The sequence below is a fragment of the Streptosporangium roseum DSM 43021 genome (assembly GCF_000024865.1).
Lineage (GTDB): Bacteria > Actinomycetota > Actinomycetes > Streptosporangiales > Streptosporangiaceae > Streptosporangium > Streptosporangium roseum.
In genome coordinates this window covers 2,989,750-3,003,385 of the sequence record NC_013595.1, presented here as the reverse complement: position 1 = coordinate 3,003,385, position 13,636 = coordinate 2,989,750, and the positions used below count along the sequence as shown (strand labels likewise).

Below are 13,636 nucleotides of genomic sequence, written 5' to 3'. Positions count from 1 at the left end.
GAAGGGAACACTAGAGGGGAGGCCGGGCAGGCGACCGCCCCTTTCCGACCAGCGCGATTAACGGTCCGTGGTCGTCGATGTGCGGAGCGTCTCATCGCGACGAGCGGTCCGGGCGGCGCGACGAGCGGTCGATTCCCGCGTCCCCGAGGTCTTCGGGGAGGTGCATCCTGGCGAGCTTGCGGGAGACCCCCGGCGGCACGCTCCCGGGTGTCGCCAGCGAGACCACCACCATCACCAGGAAGGCGACCGGGGCGACGAACGGCGCCGGGTAGCGGACCGGCAGCCCCAGGCCGGCCACGAGAGCCGCGGGGGCCAGCCCCTCCACCGCGACGAGCACGGCGACGAGCCCGCCACCGACCACCAGCCCGGCGGCGGCGCCACGGGCCGACAGCCCGCGCCACCAGATGCCGAGCACCAGTACCGGGCAGAGCGTGGCGGCCGACAGGCCGAACCCGAGCATCACCAGCAGGATCACGCTCCCGTGGGGGGCCGCCCAGGACAGCAGCAGGGCCGTCAGGGCGACCCCCGCCACCGAACCCCTGAACCGGCCGATCCGGGTGATCCGAGCGAGCCGGGCCACCCGGGGCGTCCCAGGCGACAGGGCCGCCCCCAGGGCGACGAGCACCCCGCAGGAGGTGGCCAGGAACGCGGCGAAGGCCCCGGCGGCGAGCAGCCCGGTGAGCGCGTCGCCGACCGGCCCCGGCAGCATGCGCGCGGGCAGCACCAGCACCATCACGTCGGCCGGCGCGCCGGGGGTGAAGACCCGCCCCAGCACCCCGTACACGGGCGGCAGCAGGTAGAAGGCGACGAGCATGGCCAGCGCCGCCACGACGGACCTGCGGGCCGACCTGCCGTCGGGGCTCGCGTAGACCCGGACGATCACATGGGGCAGGCCCATGGCGCCCAGCGCGCACGACACCAGCACGCTGAGCACCCCGAGCGGGGACGGGTCACCGGCTCCCGCCAGCACGTGTCCCTGGACGAGGTGCGGCCCGGCCGGCGGCACCGGGACGGCGGGAGGCGCGGCCGCGCCCCAGCGCCAGGCCGACCACAGGACCAGCGCGCAGCCGGCGAAGATCAGGAGCTTCAGCCAGAACTGCAGCGCCTGGAGCCCGGTGACGCTGCCCATGCCCCCGGTCAGCGCGACCGCCACGGCCGCCACGGCCGTCGCCAAGCCCCCAGCCCACGGCGGCAGGCCGGTCACCAGGCGGAGCACGACCCCGGCGGCCTGGAGCTGAGCCACCAGACAGATCATGCCGATCACCGTCACGATGCCGGTGACCAGCCGCCTGACCAGCGGCGAGCCCAGCCGCCACTGGGCGAAGTCGGACAGGGTGTAGGTGCCCGAGCGGCGCAGCGGGGCCACGACCAGGATCAGGACGACCACGTAGCCGCCGGCGGCGCCCACCGAATACCAGAGCATCGGGACGCCGTGCAGGGCGATCAGCCCGGCCAGGCTCAGGCAGCTGACCGCCGAGGTGTACTCGGAGCTGATCGCGGCGCCGTTCCGCCAGGGACCCACCGCCCGCGCCGCGACGTAGAAGTCGAGGATCGTGGCGTATCTGCGCGGCCTGACCACCCCCATCGCGGCCGATCCGAGGAGCACGACCGCCACGCCCAGCAGTGACGCGACGACGGCGGTGCTCATCCGCCGTCCCGCGCCGCCCGGACGAACTCGCGTTCGATCCGTTCGGCGCGGCGCAGATGGGTGACGGCGAGGAGCGCCCAGAGCGGTGGCGGCACCAGGCACAGGACCAGCCACGCCCCGGACGCCCCGATGCCGGCGCGCTCGCCCAGCCACGGCAGGACCGCCACGCCCAGCAGGATCCCGGCCACCGCCGCGAGCGTGCGCCCGGCCAGCGAGAGCTGGCCGGCGACGATCGAGCGCAGCCGGAGCTCGCCGGGCTCGGCCCACCCGTCCGGGTCGGCGTCGACGTCGGCGCCGAGCGGCCGGAGGGGGCCGGCGGTCCCCGTGCCGGCCGCCTGGGCCGGGCTGCGGGTCACGGTCACCCGGCGACCGCTCACCCGAGCACGCCGGAGGACAGGGACCGGTCCTGGAGCTGGCGGTCGCGGACGAGCTGCTCGCGGACCTGCCGGGTGTGGCGGCGGCTGACCGGCAGCGTCTCCGAGCCGACCTGCAGCGTCACGCGGCCGCCGTCGAAGCGCAGCTCGCTCACGTGACGCACCGAGACCAGCGTGCTGCGGTGCACGCGGATGAACCCCGAGTCGGCCCAGCGCCGCTCCAGCGCGGCCAGCGACATGCGCACCAGGTAGTTGCCGTCGACGGTGTGCAGCCGTACGTAGTCGCCCTGCGCCTCGGCGAAGCGGACCGTCTGCTGGGACACGAAGCGGGTCCGCCCGCCGAGCTCGACCGGGATGACGTCCTCCGGGACCGGCTCGCCCGTCGCCGGCGTCATGCACTCCAGGCGTCGTACGGCCTCCGCCAGCCGGTCGGCCCGGACCGGCTTGAGCAGGTAGTCCACCGCCTCCAGGTCGAACGCCTGGATCGCGCAGTCCTCGTGGGCGGTGACGAACACCAGCCGGGGCGGGTTGGGGAAGGCGCCGATGAGCCGCGCCAGGTCGAGGCCGCCGAGACCGGGCATCCGGATGTCGAGGAAGACCCCGTCGAGCCGTTCGCCCGTGCCGATCATCTGAACCATGTCCTGAAGCGCGGTGATTCCTCCGGGGGCGGTGGAGACGTGCTCGATGCGGGGGTCGTGGCGGAGGAGGTAGGCCAGCTCCTCCAACGCGGGGACCTCGTCGTCGACGGCCAGGACTCGCAGCATGGCCCCACGCTGCCCTCGAACCGCGTTCACCGCAATAGAAATGTCAACTTTAAGTAAAACTATGACTACTATTAGCTATTACCTGGTGGGAAGCTTGGGCACGCGCAGCCGGATTTTGGTACCGGCGCCCAGCGCGGTCTCCACGACGAGCCCATAGCCCTCGCCGTAGATCTGGCGCAGCCGTACGTCCACGTTTGCCAGGCCGATGCCGCCCTCGCCCGGCCCCTGGCACGGGTCGTCGTCGAGCAGCCGCCGGGCCCGCCCTGGGTCCATGCCGAGCCCGTCGTCCTCGACGCTGATGTGGGCCTCGGGTCCGGCGTCCCTGACCACCACCCGCACCTCGCCGGAGCCGCCGGTGGCGGCTATGCCGTGCTTGATGGCGTTCTCGACCAGCGGTTGCAGGCACAGGAACGGCACCGGCACCGGCAGCACCTCCGGCGCCACCCGGACGGTGAAGCGGAGCCGTTCACCGAACCTGGCCCGCTCCAGCAGCAGGTAGCGGTCCACGCAGCGCAGCTCGTCGGCCAGGGTGGTGAAGTCCCCTCCCCGGCGCAGCGCGTGCCTGGTGAAGTCGGCGAAGTCCATCAGCAGCTCGCGGGCCCGCTCGGGGTCGGTGCGGACGAAGGAGGCGATGGTAGTCAGGGAGTTGTAGACGAAGTGCGGGGAGATCTGCGCCCGCAGCGCCCGCGTCTCCGCCTCCATCGCGCGCCTGCGGGAGGAGTCGAGCTCGGCCAGCTCAAGCTGGCCGGAGACCCAGCGGGCGACCTCGGTGACGGTCCTGACCAGCCCCGCGCTCACCTCGGTGTCGTAGGCGGCCAGCGCGCCGATCACCCGGCCGTCCACGGTGAGCGGCACCACGGCCGCGCCCCGGATCGCGCAGCCCGGCGTGTCACAGGCGATCGCGTCCCCCGCCACCACGTACGGGCGGCCCGACGAGAACACGGTGCGGGCGTGCTCGGGCGCGTGGTCGCGGTGGCAGCCGGCCGCGCCGTCCCAGGCGAGCACGCCGTCGGCGTCCGTCACCGCGATGGCACTGACGCCCAGCAGCGTGCGCAGGTGGCGGATCGCCTTGCGGGCGGAGTCGCGTGTCAGGCCGGCCCGCAGCGACGGAGCCGCCAGCGCGGTGATGTGCAGGGTGGCGAAGGTGGCTTCGTCCGGCAGGCCGGCCGGATGGCGGGGGGACGCCGGTCGCCGGCGGGAAAGGACGAATCCCAGAAAAGTGCTGAGGGCGCAGAGCAGCACCCAGGCACTGGTCGACCACATGCGGGAAACCGTAGTCAACCACTACGGTCAATCAGGGGAGAACGCGGATCACAGCGGGCCTTCGCCCGGTTCCTCCTGATAGGAGTAGCGCTGCTCGCGCCAGGGGTCGGCGAGGTTGTGGTATCCGCGCTCCTCCCAGAAGCCACGCCTGTCCTCCAGCAGATACTCCACGGCGCGCACCCACTTGACGCTCTTCCACGCGTACAGGTGCGGGACGATCGCCCGGACCGGGAACCCCCGTTCCGGGGAGATGGGCTTCTCGTCGAGTTCGAGGGCGAACAGCGTGTGGCCGCGGCCGAAGTCGCTCATCCGCATGTTGGCGCTGTAGCCGTACTCGGCCCAGATCATCACGTGCTTCACGCCGGGGGCGGGCGGGGCCAGCTCCATCAGCGTCGCCGTGGACACCCCCCGCCACTCGTTCCCCATGATCGAGAACTTGGTGACGCAGTGGAAGTCGGCCATGACCGTGGTGCGCGGCAGCTCGGAGAACTGCGGCCAGGTGAACCTGTGCTGCTCGCCGGAGGCGGTCGCCCCCATGACCCGGAACTCCCACGTCGCCGGGCGGAACGTGGGCACCCGGCCATAGTGGATCACCGGACGCCCCCGGGGGACGTACTGGCCCGGAGGCAGGCGAGTCTCCTCCTGCGGAGTTTCGGACTGCTCCACCACCACTCCCCTCGCCGCTTCCCGATGGCACGGGGTGGTCCTGTTCCCCTACGGCACGGGGTAATCCTGCCATCGTGTGTCCGCCGCCGCCGCAGCGGCCACCGGATAACGCCCTCGCGCCGCGCCGGCGGCGAGATCGCGTGTCGCGGCGCGGGCTCCGGCGGCCGTCCTCGCCCGACCAGGTCTCCGACTGGTCCCGGCGGTGCGCTACCATTACCGGCGATGCGTACTTCGTTCTGGTTTTGGTATGGCGACGGGCCCGTGGGTCGGACCGTTCGCCACCAGATGCTGCGCTGACAGCACAGGCGAACGCGAAGGCCCCGGGTCCGGATTACGGACTCGGGGCCTTTTGCTTTTCGGACCTTTTCATCGAAGGAGAGACATGGTCATCGTCATGGGCCCCGACGCCACCCAGGGTGACGTCCAGGCGATCGTGGAGATCATCGGCACGGCGGGCGGCGACGCGTTCGTCAGCCGCGGCGTGAGCCGTACGATCATCGGACTGGTCGGCGACGTCGCCCAGTTCAGCGCGCTCGACCTGCGCGGCATGCGCGGGGTGGCCGACGTGATGCGGGTGACCGCTCCGTACAAGCTGGTGAGCCGGGACAACCACCCCGAGCGGTCCACGGTCCGGGTCGGCGGCGTGCCGATCGGCCCCGGCACCGTCACCCTGATCGCCGGCCCGTGCGCGGTGGAGACCCCGCAGCAGACCCTGGAGGCGGCGGAGATGGCCAAGGCCGCCGGGGCCACCCTGCTGCGCGGCGGCGCCTACAAGCCCCGCACCTCCCCCTACGCCTTCCAGGGCCTGGGCGAGGCGGGCCTGCGCATCCTCGCCGACGTGCGCGAGCAGACCGGCCTGCCCGTCGTGACGGAGGTCGTGGACGCCCACGACGTCGAGCTGGTCGCCTCCTACGCCGACATGCTGCAGGTCGGCACCCGCAACGCGCAGAACTTCGCGCTGCTCCAGGCGGTCGGCGGGATCGGCAAGCCGGTCATGCTCAAGCGCGGCATGAACGCCACCATCGAGGAGTGGCTGATGGCCGCCGAGTACATCGCCCAGCGCGGCAACCTCGACATCGTGCTGTGCGAGCGCGGGATCCGCACCTTCGAGACCGCCACCCGCAACACCCTGGACGTCTCCGCGGTGCCGGTCGCCCAGCGCCTGTCGCACCTGCCGGTCATCGTCGACCCGTCCCACTCGGGGGGCCGGCGGGACCTGGTGCTCCCGCTCACCCGCGCCGCCATCGCGGTCGGCGCCGACGGCGTGATCATCGACGTCCACCCCAACCCCGAGCAGGCCCTCTGCGACGGCCCCCAGGCACTGGTCGACGACGACCTGCGCGAGCTCGCCCGGGTGATGCGCGACTTCCCCCCGCTGGTGGGCAAGAACCCGGCCGGCGACGTCCTGGCGTCCGCCTGACCGTCGCCCGTGTCCGGCCCCGCGTTCACCCACGCCACAAGCACCCGTGTCTCCCGGTACGGCCGGCGCCACAAGCCCCACCGGCCGTACCCCGCGGGTGAACTGCCCCCGCGCCGGAGCGGATCCTCCCGCCGGGACGGACTCAGCCTTCCAGCTTGTACTCCTGGAGGGAGCCGGCGAGCTGGACGGCCAGTTCCTCGGCGTCGAGACGCTTCTCGATCTGCCGCAGGTCCGCGATCTTGGCTGCGGTCTCGGCGCGACGGGGGGCCAGCAGGGTGCAGCAGTCCTCGTCGGGGAGCTCGGAGATCTCCAGGGTGCCGATACGGCGGGCCTCCGCCATGATCTCGGTCTTGTCGAGACCGATGAGCGGCCGCAGGATCGGCAGGTCGACCGCGTCGTCCTGGGCGGTGATGTTCTGCAGGGTCTGGGAGGAGACCTGGCCCAGGGAGTCACCGGTGATCAGCGCGCCGGCGCGGAGGCGGCGGGCGACCTCCTCGGCGGTCTTGAGCATCAGACGGCGCTGGGAGATGACCGCCAGGCGGTCCTGACCGGAGGCCTTGATGGACTGCTGGGCCTTGCCGAACGGGACGACCCAGAGCCGGGACCTGCCCTGGAATCTGTCCAGGGCGCGCACCAGGGCGTACGCCTTGTAGATCGACTCCGACGTCGTGAACGGGATGCCGGAGAAGTGCAGGAAGTCCACCCGCAGGCCGCGCCGCATCATCCGGTAGGCGGCCACCGGGGAGTCGATGCCGCCGGACATCAGGACCAGGCCCCGGCCGCTGGTGCCCACCGGCAGGCCGCCCTGACCGGGCGTGCCGCCGGTGAAGACGAAGACCTCGTCCCGGTCCACCTCGATGGAGACGACCAGCTCGGGGTTCTTCAGGTCGACCGGCAGGCCGTAGATGTCGTTGAGCTCGCCGCCGACCGAGCGGTCGATCTCCATCGAGGTCAGCGGGAAGCGCTTGTCGCGGCGGCGGGAGCGGACGGCGAAGGAGACGCCGCGCCTGACGTCGTCCCGGTCGGCCAGCAGTTCGATCGCCGCCTTGGTGACCGCGCCCGGGTCCTTCTCCACCCGCCAGGCCCGGTGGATCCAGACCAGACCGGGGACGTAGGCGACCCGCTCGGCGACCGCGTCGGCGACCTCCGGGGTGGTGCCGTCCGGCAGGAAGAGCGCGATGACGCCGTGGCGCTGGCGCACGTCCACCTTGAAGTCGAAGTCCTTCAGGGCCGCCTTGATGTTGGCCTGCAACCGCTGTTCGAAGAGCTCGCGGTTGTTTCCCTTGAGGACGACCTCGCCCAGTTTGAGCAGAACGCAGGGCTCACCCAAGGCGGACATGGTCATGCTGCAACCTCCGGTGGAACTGTGAAGATTCGGGGGAATAAGGGTCTACCGCCCAGTGTGGCGCGTAATCGTCTCAAGACAACGCCTCGACCTAGCTACTTTAGTCCGCCCCACGACCGTCCACGCCTTGCTTGACGGGGGAGCGGACGCGCCCGGCACGGCGCGAGACCCGGAACGGGAGAACGCTCGACGCGGACGCGGAACACGCTCGACGCGCACGCGGAGCAGAACACTCGATGCGCACGCGGAGCAGAGAACTCGATGCGGGGGATGCGGATGACGCGAAGGAGGCGAAGGACGCTCGCGATCCGGCGCCGGGACGGCCGGGCGGGCCGGGACATGCTGAGCCCCCGCCGACGGGTGATCGCCCGTCAGCGGGGGCCGGAAGGTCGGGAGTTCGCCGGGTCCGCACCTATGGCGGCCCTGCGCCCGCCCGACGGTCCGCCGAGCCGGCGAGAGGGTGTCGCGCCGATCGCCGTCATACTCGGCGACCGCGCCCCGATCACCCGGACGCGATTCCGATGCTCCTTACGCGCCGCCCGCCGGGAGAAGACGGTCACAGACGCCTCTTCTTCCTCGGTGATTCTCCCGCCAGGACGGCGGGAGCGGCGGACGGCGACGCGGCCACGCGTGGGGCGCACCGGTGTCCGCCGGGGCGGATCTCGCGGATGTCGCCTTGCGTGCCGAACATGCCCTGACGGCCTCACCGCAGGCTGCCCGGCCCCGTCTCCGCCCCTCCGCCCGATCCCCGGGGGATCGGCGGAGAGAACGCCCCGACTTTCTCAGCAGATCTAGTTGTTGTTGTTATTGTTGTTGTTGTTCCCGCCTCCGTTGTTGTTGTTGTTATTATTGTTGTTGTTTCCTCCGCCTCCGTTGTTGTTGTTATTGTTGTTGTTGTTGTTCCCGCCTCCGTTGTTGTTGTTGTTATTGTTGTTGTTGTTCGCACGACCCCCGTTGTTGTTGTTATTGTTGTTGTTGTTGTTGTTCGCACGACCCCCGTTGTTATTGTTGTTGTTGTTATTGTTGTTGTTGTTCCTGAGCATCCTGGCGCACTTCTTGGGGTGGTTGGAGCACCAGTCCTGCGCGGAGGCACTGAAGGAGGTTGCGGTGGTCGGAGCGGTGGTACCGGCACTGGCGGACTGAGCTGACATCGCCACGGGGGCGACAAGGGCCGAGGCCACCATCGCGCCGGCGGCGAGTGTGTGTCTGAGCTTCGTCATAGAGATCACTCCATGTCGCATGGAATTCCCGGGGCGATACCCGGGTCGATGAAACGCCGAATCGGTATCACGGAAGACGCCGACATGGCGCGGAACCTGAATTCGACGCTAGTTGAGGACAACTGGGGCGGTCATCCCAGGGAGGCAAAAGGCTCGGTTCGGTATGCTTACTCTCCGACTCCGATCAATAACCGTGAGTGAGATTTCAATCACGCGCAGCTACGCCTTCCGAAACAGGCGCCCAGCCGCCGGGGATGCGGGCGGGCTGCCCAAGTAAACGAGCGCGTAAGCCACGCGGCGGACCACCGGCCACGCGACCACCCGGCGGGGCGGACGGAGATCATCGTCACATTCCCGCGCGCCCGAGACCGGTGACCGGCCGCCACGGGACGGTCGTGGCCGGCGGCGGGGATCGGCGCGATCGCCGTGCGCGCGGGGGCAGCGCCACAGGGAGTACGGTGCGGGACACCCTCCGGCGGACCAGAACGGTGTCTCGATCTCCCCCACGCTCCAGTCCTACCTAGACGTGAAGCGATCCCTAGCTGCAATAATTCATCGATTTCCCCTCACGAAAAACTTGGAACATGTCCCACGTAGACCACTTCTCCCATGGCCTGCTCACCCCTGTGCTGGCCTATGTCATGTCGAGCATCGGTTGCATGCTCGGTCTCCTGCTGACCGCGAGGGCCCGGGCCACCACGGGTTCGCACCGTACGCGCTGGCTGATCGGCGCGGCCCTGTCCATCGGCGGCACCGGCATCTGGGTCATGCATTTCGTCGCGATGATGGGATTCGCCGTGGGCGGCGGCCAGATCCGCTACGACGTGCCCATGACGATCGGTTCCGCGGTCCTGGCCGTGGTCGTCGTCGGCGCGGGCCTGCTCCTGGTCTCCCGCGGAGGTGAGCGGATTCTGCCCCTGCTCGGCGGCGGGGTGCTCACCGGTCTCGGCGTGGCCGGGATGCACTACATCGGCATGTTCGCGATGAACATGTCGGCACGTGTCTCCTACGACCCGACGCTGGTGGGACTCTCGGTGGTGATCGCGATAGCCGCCGCCACCGTGGCGCTCTGGTTCACCCTGCGGGTCAGCGGCGCGCCCGCCACCGGCGGCGCGGCCATGATCATGGCCATCGCGGTCTCCGGCATGCACTACGTCGGCATGTTCGCGATGGAGGTGCAGCCTCAGATCTCGCTGACGCCGGTCGCCGGGGCGCGGGGCGTCGACTTCATGCTGCCCGTGCTGGCCGTGGTCAGCCTGCTGACGCTCGGCCTGCTGCTGGCCGTCATCCTGTCCCCCTCGGCGAAGGAGCTGGCGGACGACGCCGCCCTCATGGCCCAGCTGGAGACCCGGCGAAGCGAGGGAGGACAGCCCCTCGCTCCGGCCGCGCCGGCGGCCGAGACCCCGAGGCGACCGTCGCTGTTCGACTCCAACGACGGCTGACGTACGGCTCCGCGCCGCCCGGCCGGGGGCGCGGGCAGCACAGCGGGCCGTACAAGGGCGCGCCCCCGGCCGGCCGGGCCGTGGGGCGCGGGGCCGTGCGAGAGGGGATCGGACGGTCACGGCCGTGCCGCGAGGTCACGGCCGCGCGCCCACGCGGGCGGAGGGGCCGCCCTGGAGCGGCCCCCGCCACCGGCGAGTCAGCCGAAGAAGACCTCGGCCTCCTCGTAGCGGCTGACCGGCACGGTCTTCAGCTCCTTGGTGGCCTCGGCGAGAGCGACCCTGACGATGTCGGTGCCCTGCAGCGCGACCATGACGCCGAAGTGGCCGTCATGCACGGCGTCGATGGCGTGCAGGCCGAACCGGGTGGCCAGCACCCGGTCGAAGGCCGTGGGCGTGCCGCCACGCTGGATGTGGCCGAGCACGGTGGTGCGCGCCTCCTTGCCGGTCCGCTTCTCGATCTCCTTGGCGAGCACCTCGCCGATGCCGCCCAGCCGGACGTGCCCGAAGGAGTCGAGCTCGCCCGCCTGCAGCGCCATCTGGCCCTCGATGGGGTGGGCGCCCTCGGCGACCACGACGATCGGCGCGTAGCGGGTCTTGAAACGGGACTCGACGTAGGCGCAGACCCGGTCGATGTCGAAGGGCTTCTCCGGGATGAGGATGACGTTGGCGCCGCCGGCCATGCCGGCGTGCAGGGCGATCCAGCCCGCGTGACGGCCCATGACCTCGCAGATCAGCGCGCGGTGGTGGGACTCGGCGGTGGTGTGGAGCCGGTCGATCGCCTCGGTGGCGATGTTGACGGCGGTGTCGAAGCCGAAGGTGTAGTCGGTGGCGCTGAGGTCGTTGTCGATCGTCTTCGGCACGCCGACGACCTTCACGCCCTTGTCGAAGAGCTGCTTGGCGACGCCGAGGGTGTCTTCGCCGCCGATCGCGATCAGCGCGTCGACCCCGGTCTCCGCCAGATTGTCCTTGATCTTCTCGACGCCGCCGTCGATCTTTATCGGGTTGGTCCGCGACGAGCCGAGAATCGTGCCGCCACGCGGCAGAATGCCCCGCACGGCCTGGATGTCCAACGGCATGGTGTCGCCTTCCAGCGGGCCACGCCAGCCATCACGGAATCCGACGAATTCATGCCCGTAGACGCTGACCCCCTTGCGCACGACAGCGCGGATAACGGCGTTCAGGCCGGGGCAGTCGCCGCCCCCGGTTAGCACTCCAATACGCATGGCATCCTCCGGTGGTGGTTCCGAGGCAAGACGGCCAGACTAAATGGGGTGACGCGGCCGGTGAGGGATTTCCGTCGCCGACGCAACGCATTCTGCCTGCTGATGCGGCCAATGGTCTAGACCAAATTGGAGGAGTCCTCATATGTCGGTTCTCGCCATCGATGCTGGAACGGCCGGGGCCTGAAACGCCGGCTCTCACCCCAGTCTTCTCCACGCCCCTGAGGCGTTCGCGCGGGAGGCCTCCCGCGCGGGGCTCGGAGGGTTGCCGGCGTCAGGCCCGCGGCAGCACGCACGAGGGGGTGCCCACCGCGAACACCTCTCCGTCGAACTGCGGGATCCCGTCCTTCATCGTCAGTACGGCGACGCCGTCGGAGCGCTGGTTGGCCACATACATCCGGTCGCCGTCGATGGCGAAGTGCCGCGGCCAGACACCTCCGCAGGGGACCTCGGCGACCGGTTCCAGGGTGATCGCGGAGAGTACCGAGATCGTGTCGGGGCCCCGGTTGCCGACGTAGACGAACCCGCCGGACACCTCCAGGTGCGAGGGGTGGCTGGGGCCCTCGGCGGCGCTGGCGGGGACGGCCCGGATCTCGCGCCAGCCGTCGTCGTAGACGCGGACCGTGCCGTCCAGCTCCCCTGCCACGTACCAGTGCTCCCCGGAGCGGGCCATGTGCCGGGGGCCCATGCCGGGCGCGAGCCGTACCGGGCCGTCGGGGTGCTCGGTCACCCGGGTGCCGACCAGGTGGCGGCGGACCTCGTCGGCCCCCAGGTCGGTCACGTACAGCACGCCGTCGGGGCCGAAGACGGCCTGGTGGGCGTGGGCGCCGTCCCGGTAGGGGAAGACCGACACGTCGGTGAGGAGGCCGGACCCGTCGATCCCGTGCACGCTCACCGTGCCGTCGCCGTAGTTGGCCACCGCGAGCAGCGTGCCCGACGGGTCGACGGCCAGGTGGCAGGGGGACGATCCCTCGCTCGGCCGCCGGGCCAGCGGGGTCAGCGTGCCGTCGCCGGCGCGGGCGAGAACGCTGACCGTGCCCTGCTCGCTCTCCCCCACCGCGTACAGGACCGGGAGCCGGGGATGGGTGGCGAGGAATGACGGGCCCGGGGCCACCGTGACGCCGAGCCGGGCGAAACTTCCCAGCTCCACCAGGGTTATCCCCGCGCCCGACCCGCCGGTGTCCGGGGTGTATCCACCGACATACGCGACCTCAGCCATCATGCTCCCGTCACCATAAGGGGGCGACTTGTGCCGCCCGAAGACTCATCATCCCTTCTTGACCGGCTTGACCGGTCTTCTAACCCGACGCCGGCGGCGAGGAGGAGCATTTAGTTGACTCAGTCAGTGAAATAGTTGATCCTGTCAGACATGGAGGAACACATCGCGGCGGTCCGCGCTTTCAACCGCTTCTACACCGGGGTCATCGGCGTGCTCCACCAGGGCGTCCTGGACACCCCCTACTCCCTCACCGAGGTGAGGGTGCTGTTCGAGCTCGCCCAGCGGGAGCACGTGGAGGCCGGCGAGCTACGGCGGCTCCTCGGGCTCGACGCCGGATACCTCAGCAGGATGCTCGGCCGGTTCGAGACCGACGGGCTGGTCGTGCGCGAGCGGTCCGCCGCCGACGGCCGGCGGCAGGTCATCGGGCTGACCGAGGCGGGCGGGGCCACATTCGCGACCCTCGACGCGCGCTCGGCGGCGCAGGTGCGCGGCCTGCTGGAAGGGGTGAGCGAGGAGGACCGGCGGCGGCTGGCCGCGAACATGGCGGCGATCCAGGAGATCCTCACCCGGGCCCCGAAGGCCGAGCCGTACGTCATCCGCCCACCGCGCCCGGGGGATCTCGGCTGGGTGGTGCACCGGCACGGCGTGCTCTACAGCCAGGAGTACGGCTGGGGCGAGGAGTTCGAGGCGCTGGTGGCCAGGATCGTGGCCGACTACGTGGACGGCCACGACCCCCGGCGCGACGCCGGATGGATCGCCGAGGTGGACGGCGAGCGGGCCGGGTGCGTCTTCTGCGTGCACAAGGACGACGAGACGGCCCAGCTCCGGATGCTCCTGGTCGAGCCGGCCGCCAGGGGGATGGGGATCGGCGGGCGGCTCGTCGAGGAGTGCCTGCACTTCGCCAAGGCGGCGGGCTACCGGCGGATCATGCTGTGGACCAGGGACGTGCTGACCGGCGCCCGCCGCATCTACCGGGCGGCGGGCTTCGAGCCGGTCGAGGAGCACACGGCCGACGGGTTCGTCGAGGAGGTCTGGGCCAGGGACCTCTGACCCGC

The 13,636-nt window shown here is 70.8% G+C and carries 12 protein-coding genes; 3 read left to right on the top strand and 9 right to left on the bottom strand.

Translation table 11 applies throughout. The annotated features are described in order from the left end of the window. Positions 1-91 precede the first annotated feature (91 nt). The 5 genes from SROS_RS13380 to SROS_RS13360 all read right to left on the bottom strand — a co-directional run bounded on the left by SROS_RS13380 (position 92) and on the right by SROS_RS13360 (position 4,718). Positions 92-1,648 carry a sodium:solute symporter family transporter gene (locus SROS_RS13380; RefSeq protein WP_012889467.1) on the bottom strand — a complete coding sequence of 519 codons (1,557 nt, stop codon included), beginning with the start codon at positions 1,646-1,648 and terminating at the stop codon, positions 92-94. Continuing rightward, positions 1,645-2,010 (bottom strand): hypothetical protein, encoded by a 366-nt coding sequence (locus SROS_RS45930; RefSeq protein ID WP_012889466.1) that lies wholly within the window; start codon positions 2,008-2,010, stop codon positions 1,645-1,647. Before SROS_RS45930 ends, SROS_RS13380 begins: the two co-directional genes overlap by 4 nt. A gap of 11 nt (positions 2,011-2,021) precedes the next feature. Further along, positions 2,022-2,786, bottom strand: a complete 765-nt coding sequence (locus tag SROS_RS13370) for a LytR/AlgR family response regulator transcription factor (protein WP_012889465.1) — start codon at positions 2,784-2,786, stop codon at positions 2,022-2,024. 78 nt (positions 2,787-2,864) lie between these two features. Further along, complete coding sequence (locus tag SROS_RS13365) at positions 2,865-4,049, bottom strand: histidine kinase (protein ID WP_012889464.1); 1,185 nt, start codon at positions 4,047-4,049, stop codon at positions 2,865-2,867. A 48-nt stretch (positions 4,050-4,097) separates the two neighbouring features. After that, positions 4,098-4,718 carry a molybdopterin-dependent oxidoreductase gene (locus SROS_RS13360; protein ID WP_012889463.1) on the bottom strand — a complete coding sequence of 207 codons (621 nt, stop codon included), beginning with the start codon at positions 4,716-4,718 and terminating at the stop codon, positions 4,098-4,100. A 379-nt stretch (positions 4,719-5,097) separates the two neighbouring features. Here SROS_RS13360 and aroF point away from each other — a divergent pair, with 379 nt between their 5' ends. Next, entirely contained in the window at positions 5,098-6,135 is a 1,038-nt protein-coding gene (gene aroF / locus SROS_RS13355) for a 3-deoxy-7-phosphoheptulonate synthase (protein WP_012889462.1), read from the top strand. Positions 6,136-6,277: 142 nt separating this feature from the next. Here the strand turns inward: aroF and thiI are convergent, their stop codons facing one another. Both thiI and SROS_RS51645 read right to left on the bottom strand, forming a co-directional pair. Further along, positions 6,278-7,480 (bottom strand): tRNA uracil 4-sulfurtransferase ThiI, encoded by a 1,203-nt coding sequence (gene thiI / locus SROS_RS13350; RefSeq protein ID WP_012889461.1) that lies wholly within the window; start codon positions 7,478-7,480, stop codon positions 6,278-6,280. 791 nt (positions 7,481-8,271) lie between these two features. After that, positions 8,272-8,700 (bottom strand): hypothetical protein, encoded by a 429-nt coding sequence (locus SROS_RS51645; RefSeq protein ID WP_012889460.1) that lies wholly within the window; start codon positions 8,698-8,700, stop codon positions 8,272-8,274. Positions 8,701-9,284: 584 nt separating this feature from the next. Here SROS_RS51645 and SROS_RS13340 point away from each other — a divergent pair. Next, positions 9,285-10,142 carry an MHYT domain-containing protein gene (locus tag SROS_RS13340; RefSeq protein WP_012889459.1) on the top strand — a complete coding sequence of 286 codons (858 nt, stop codon included), beginning with the start codon at positions 9,285-9,287 and terminating at the stop codon, positions 10,140-10,142. 197 nt (positions 10,143-10,339) lie between these two features. Here the strand turns inward: SROS_RS13340 and SROS_RS13335 are convergent, their stop codons facing one another. Then, the gene (locus tag SROS_RS13335) at positions 10,340-11,365 is read right to left on the bottom strand and encodes a 6-phosphofructokinase (RefSeq protein WP_012889458.1); all 1,026 of its coding nucleotides are present in this window, start codon (positions 11,363-11,365) and stop codon (positions 10,340-10,342) included. Between the two features lie 271 nt (positions 11,366-11,636). Next, entirely contained in the window at positions 11,637-12,584 is a 948-nt protein-coding gene (locus tag SROS_RS13330) for a lactonase family protein (protein WP_052316931.1), read from the bottom strand. Positions 12,585-12,731: 147 nt separating this feature from the next. On the opposite strand from SROS_RS13330, the gene SROS_RS13325 reads away from it, so the two are divergent. Beyond that, positions 12,732-13,631, top strand: a complete 900-nt coding sequence (locus tag SROS_RS13325; protein WP_012889456.1) for a bifunctional helix-turn-helix transcriptional regulator/GNAT family N-acetyltransferase — start codon at positions 12,732-12,734, stop codon at positions 13,629-13,631. The last annotated feature ends 5 nt before the right edge of the window (positions 13,632-13,636 follow it).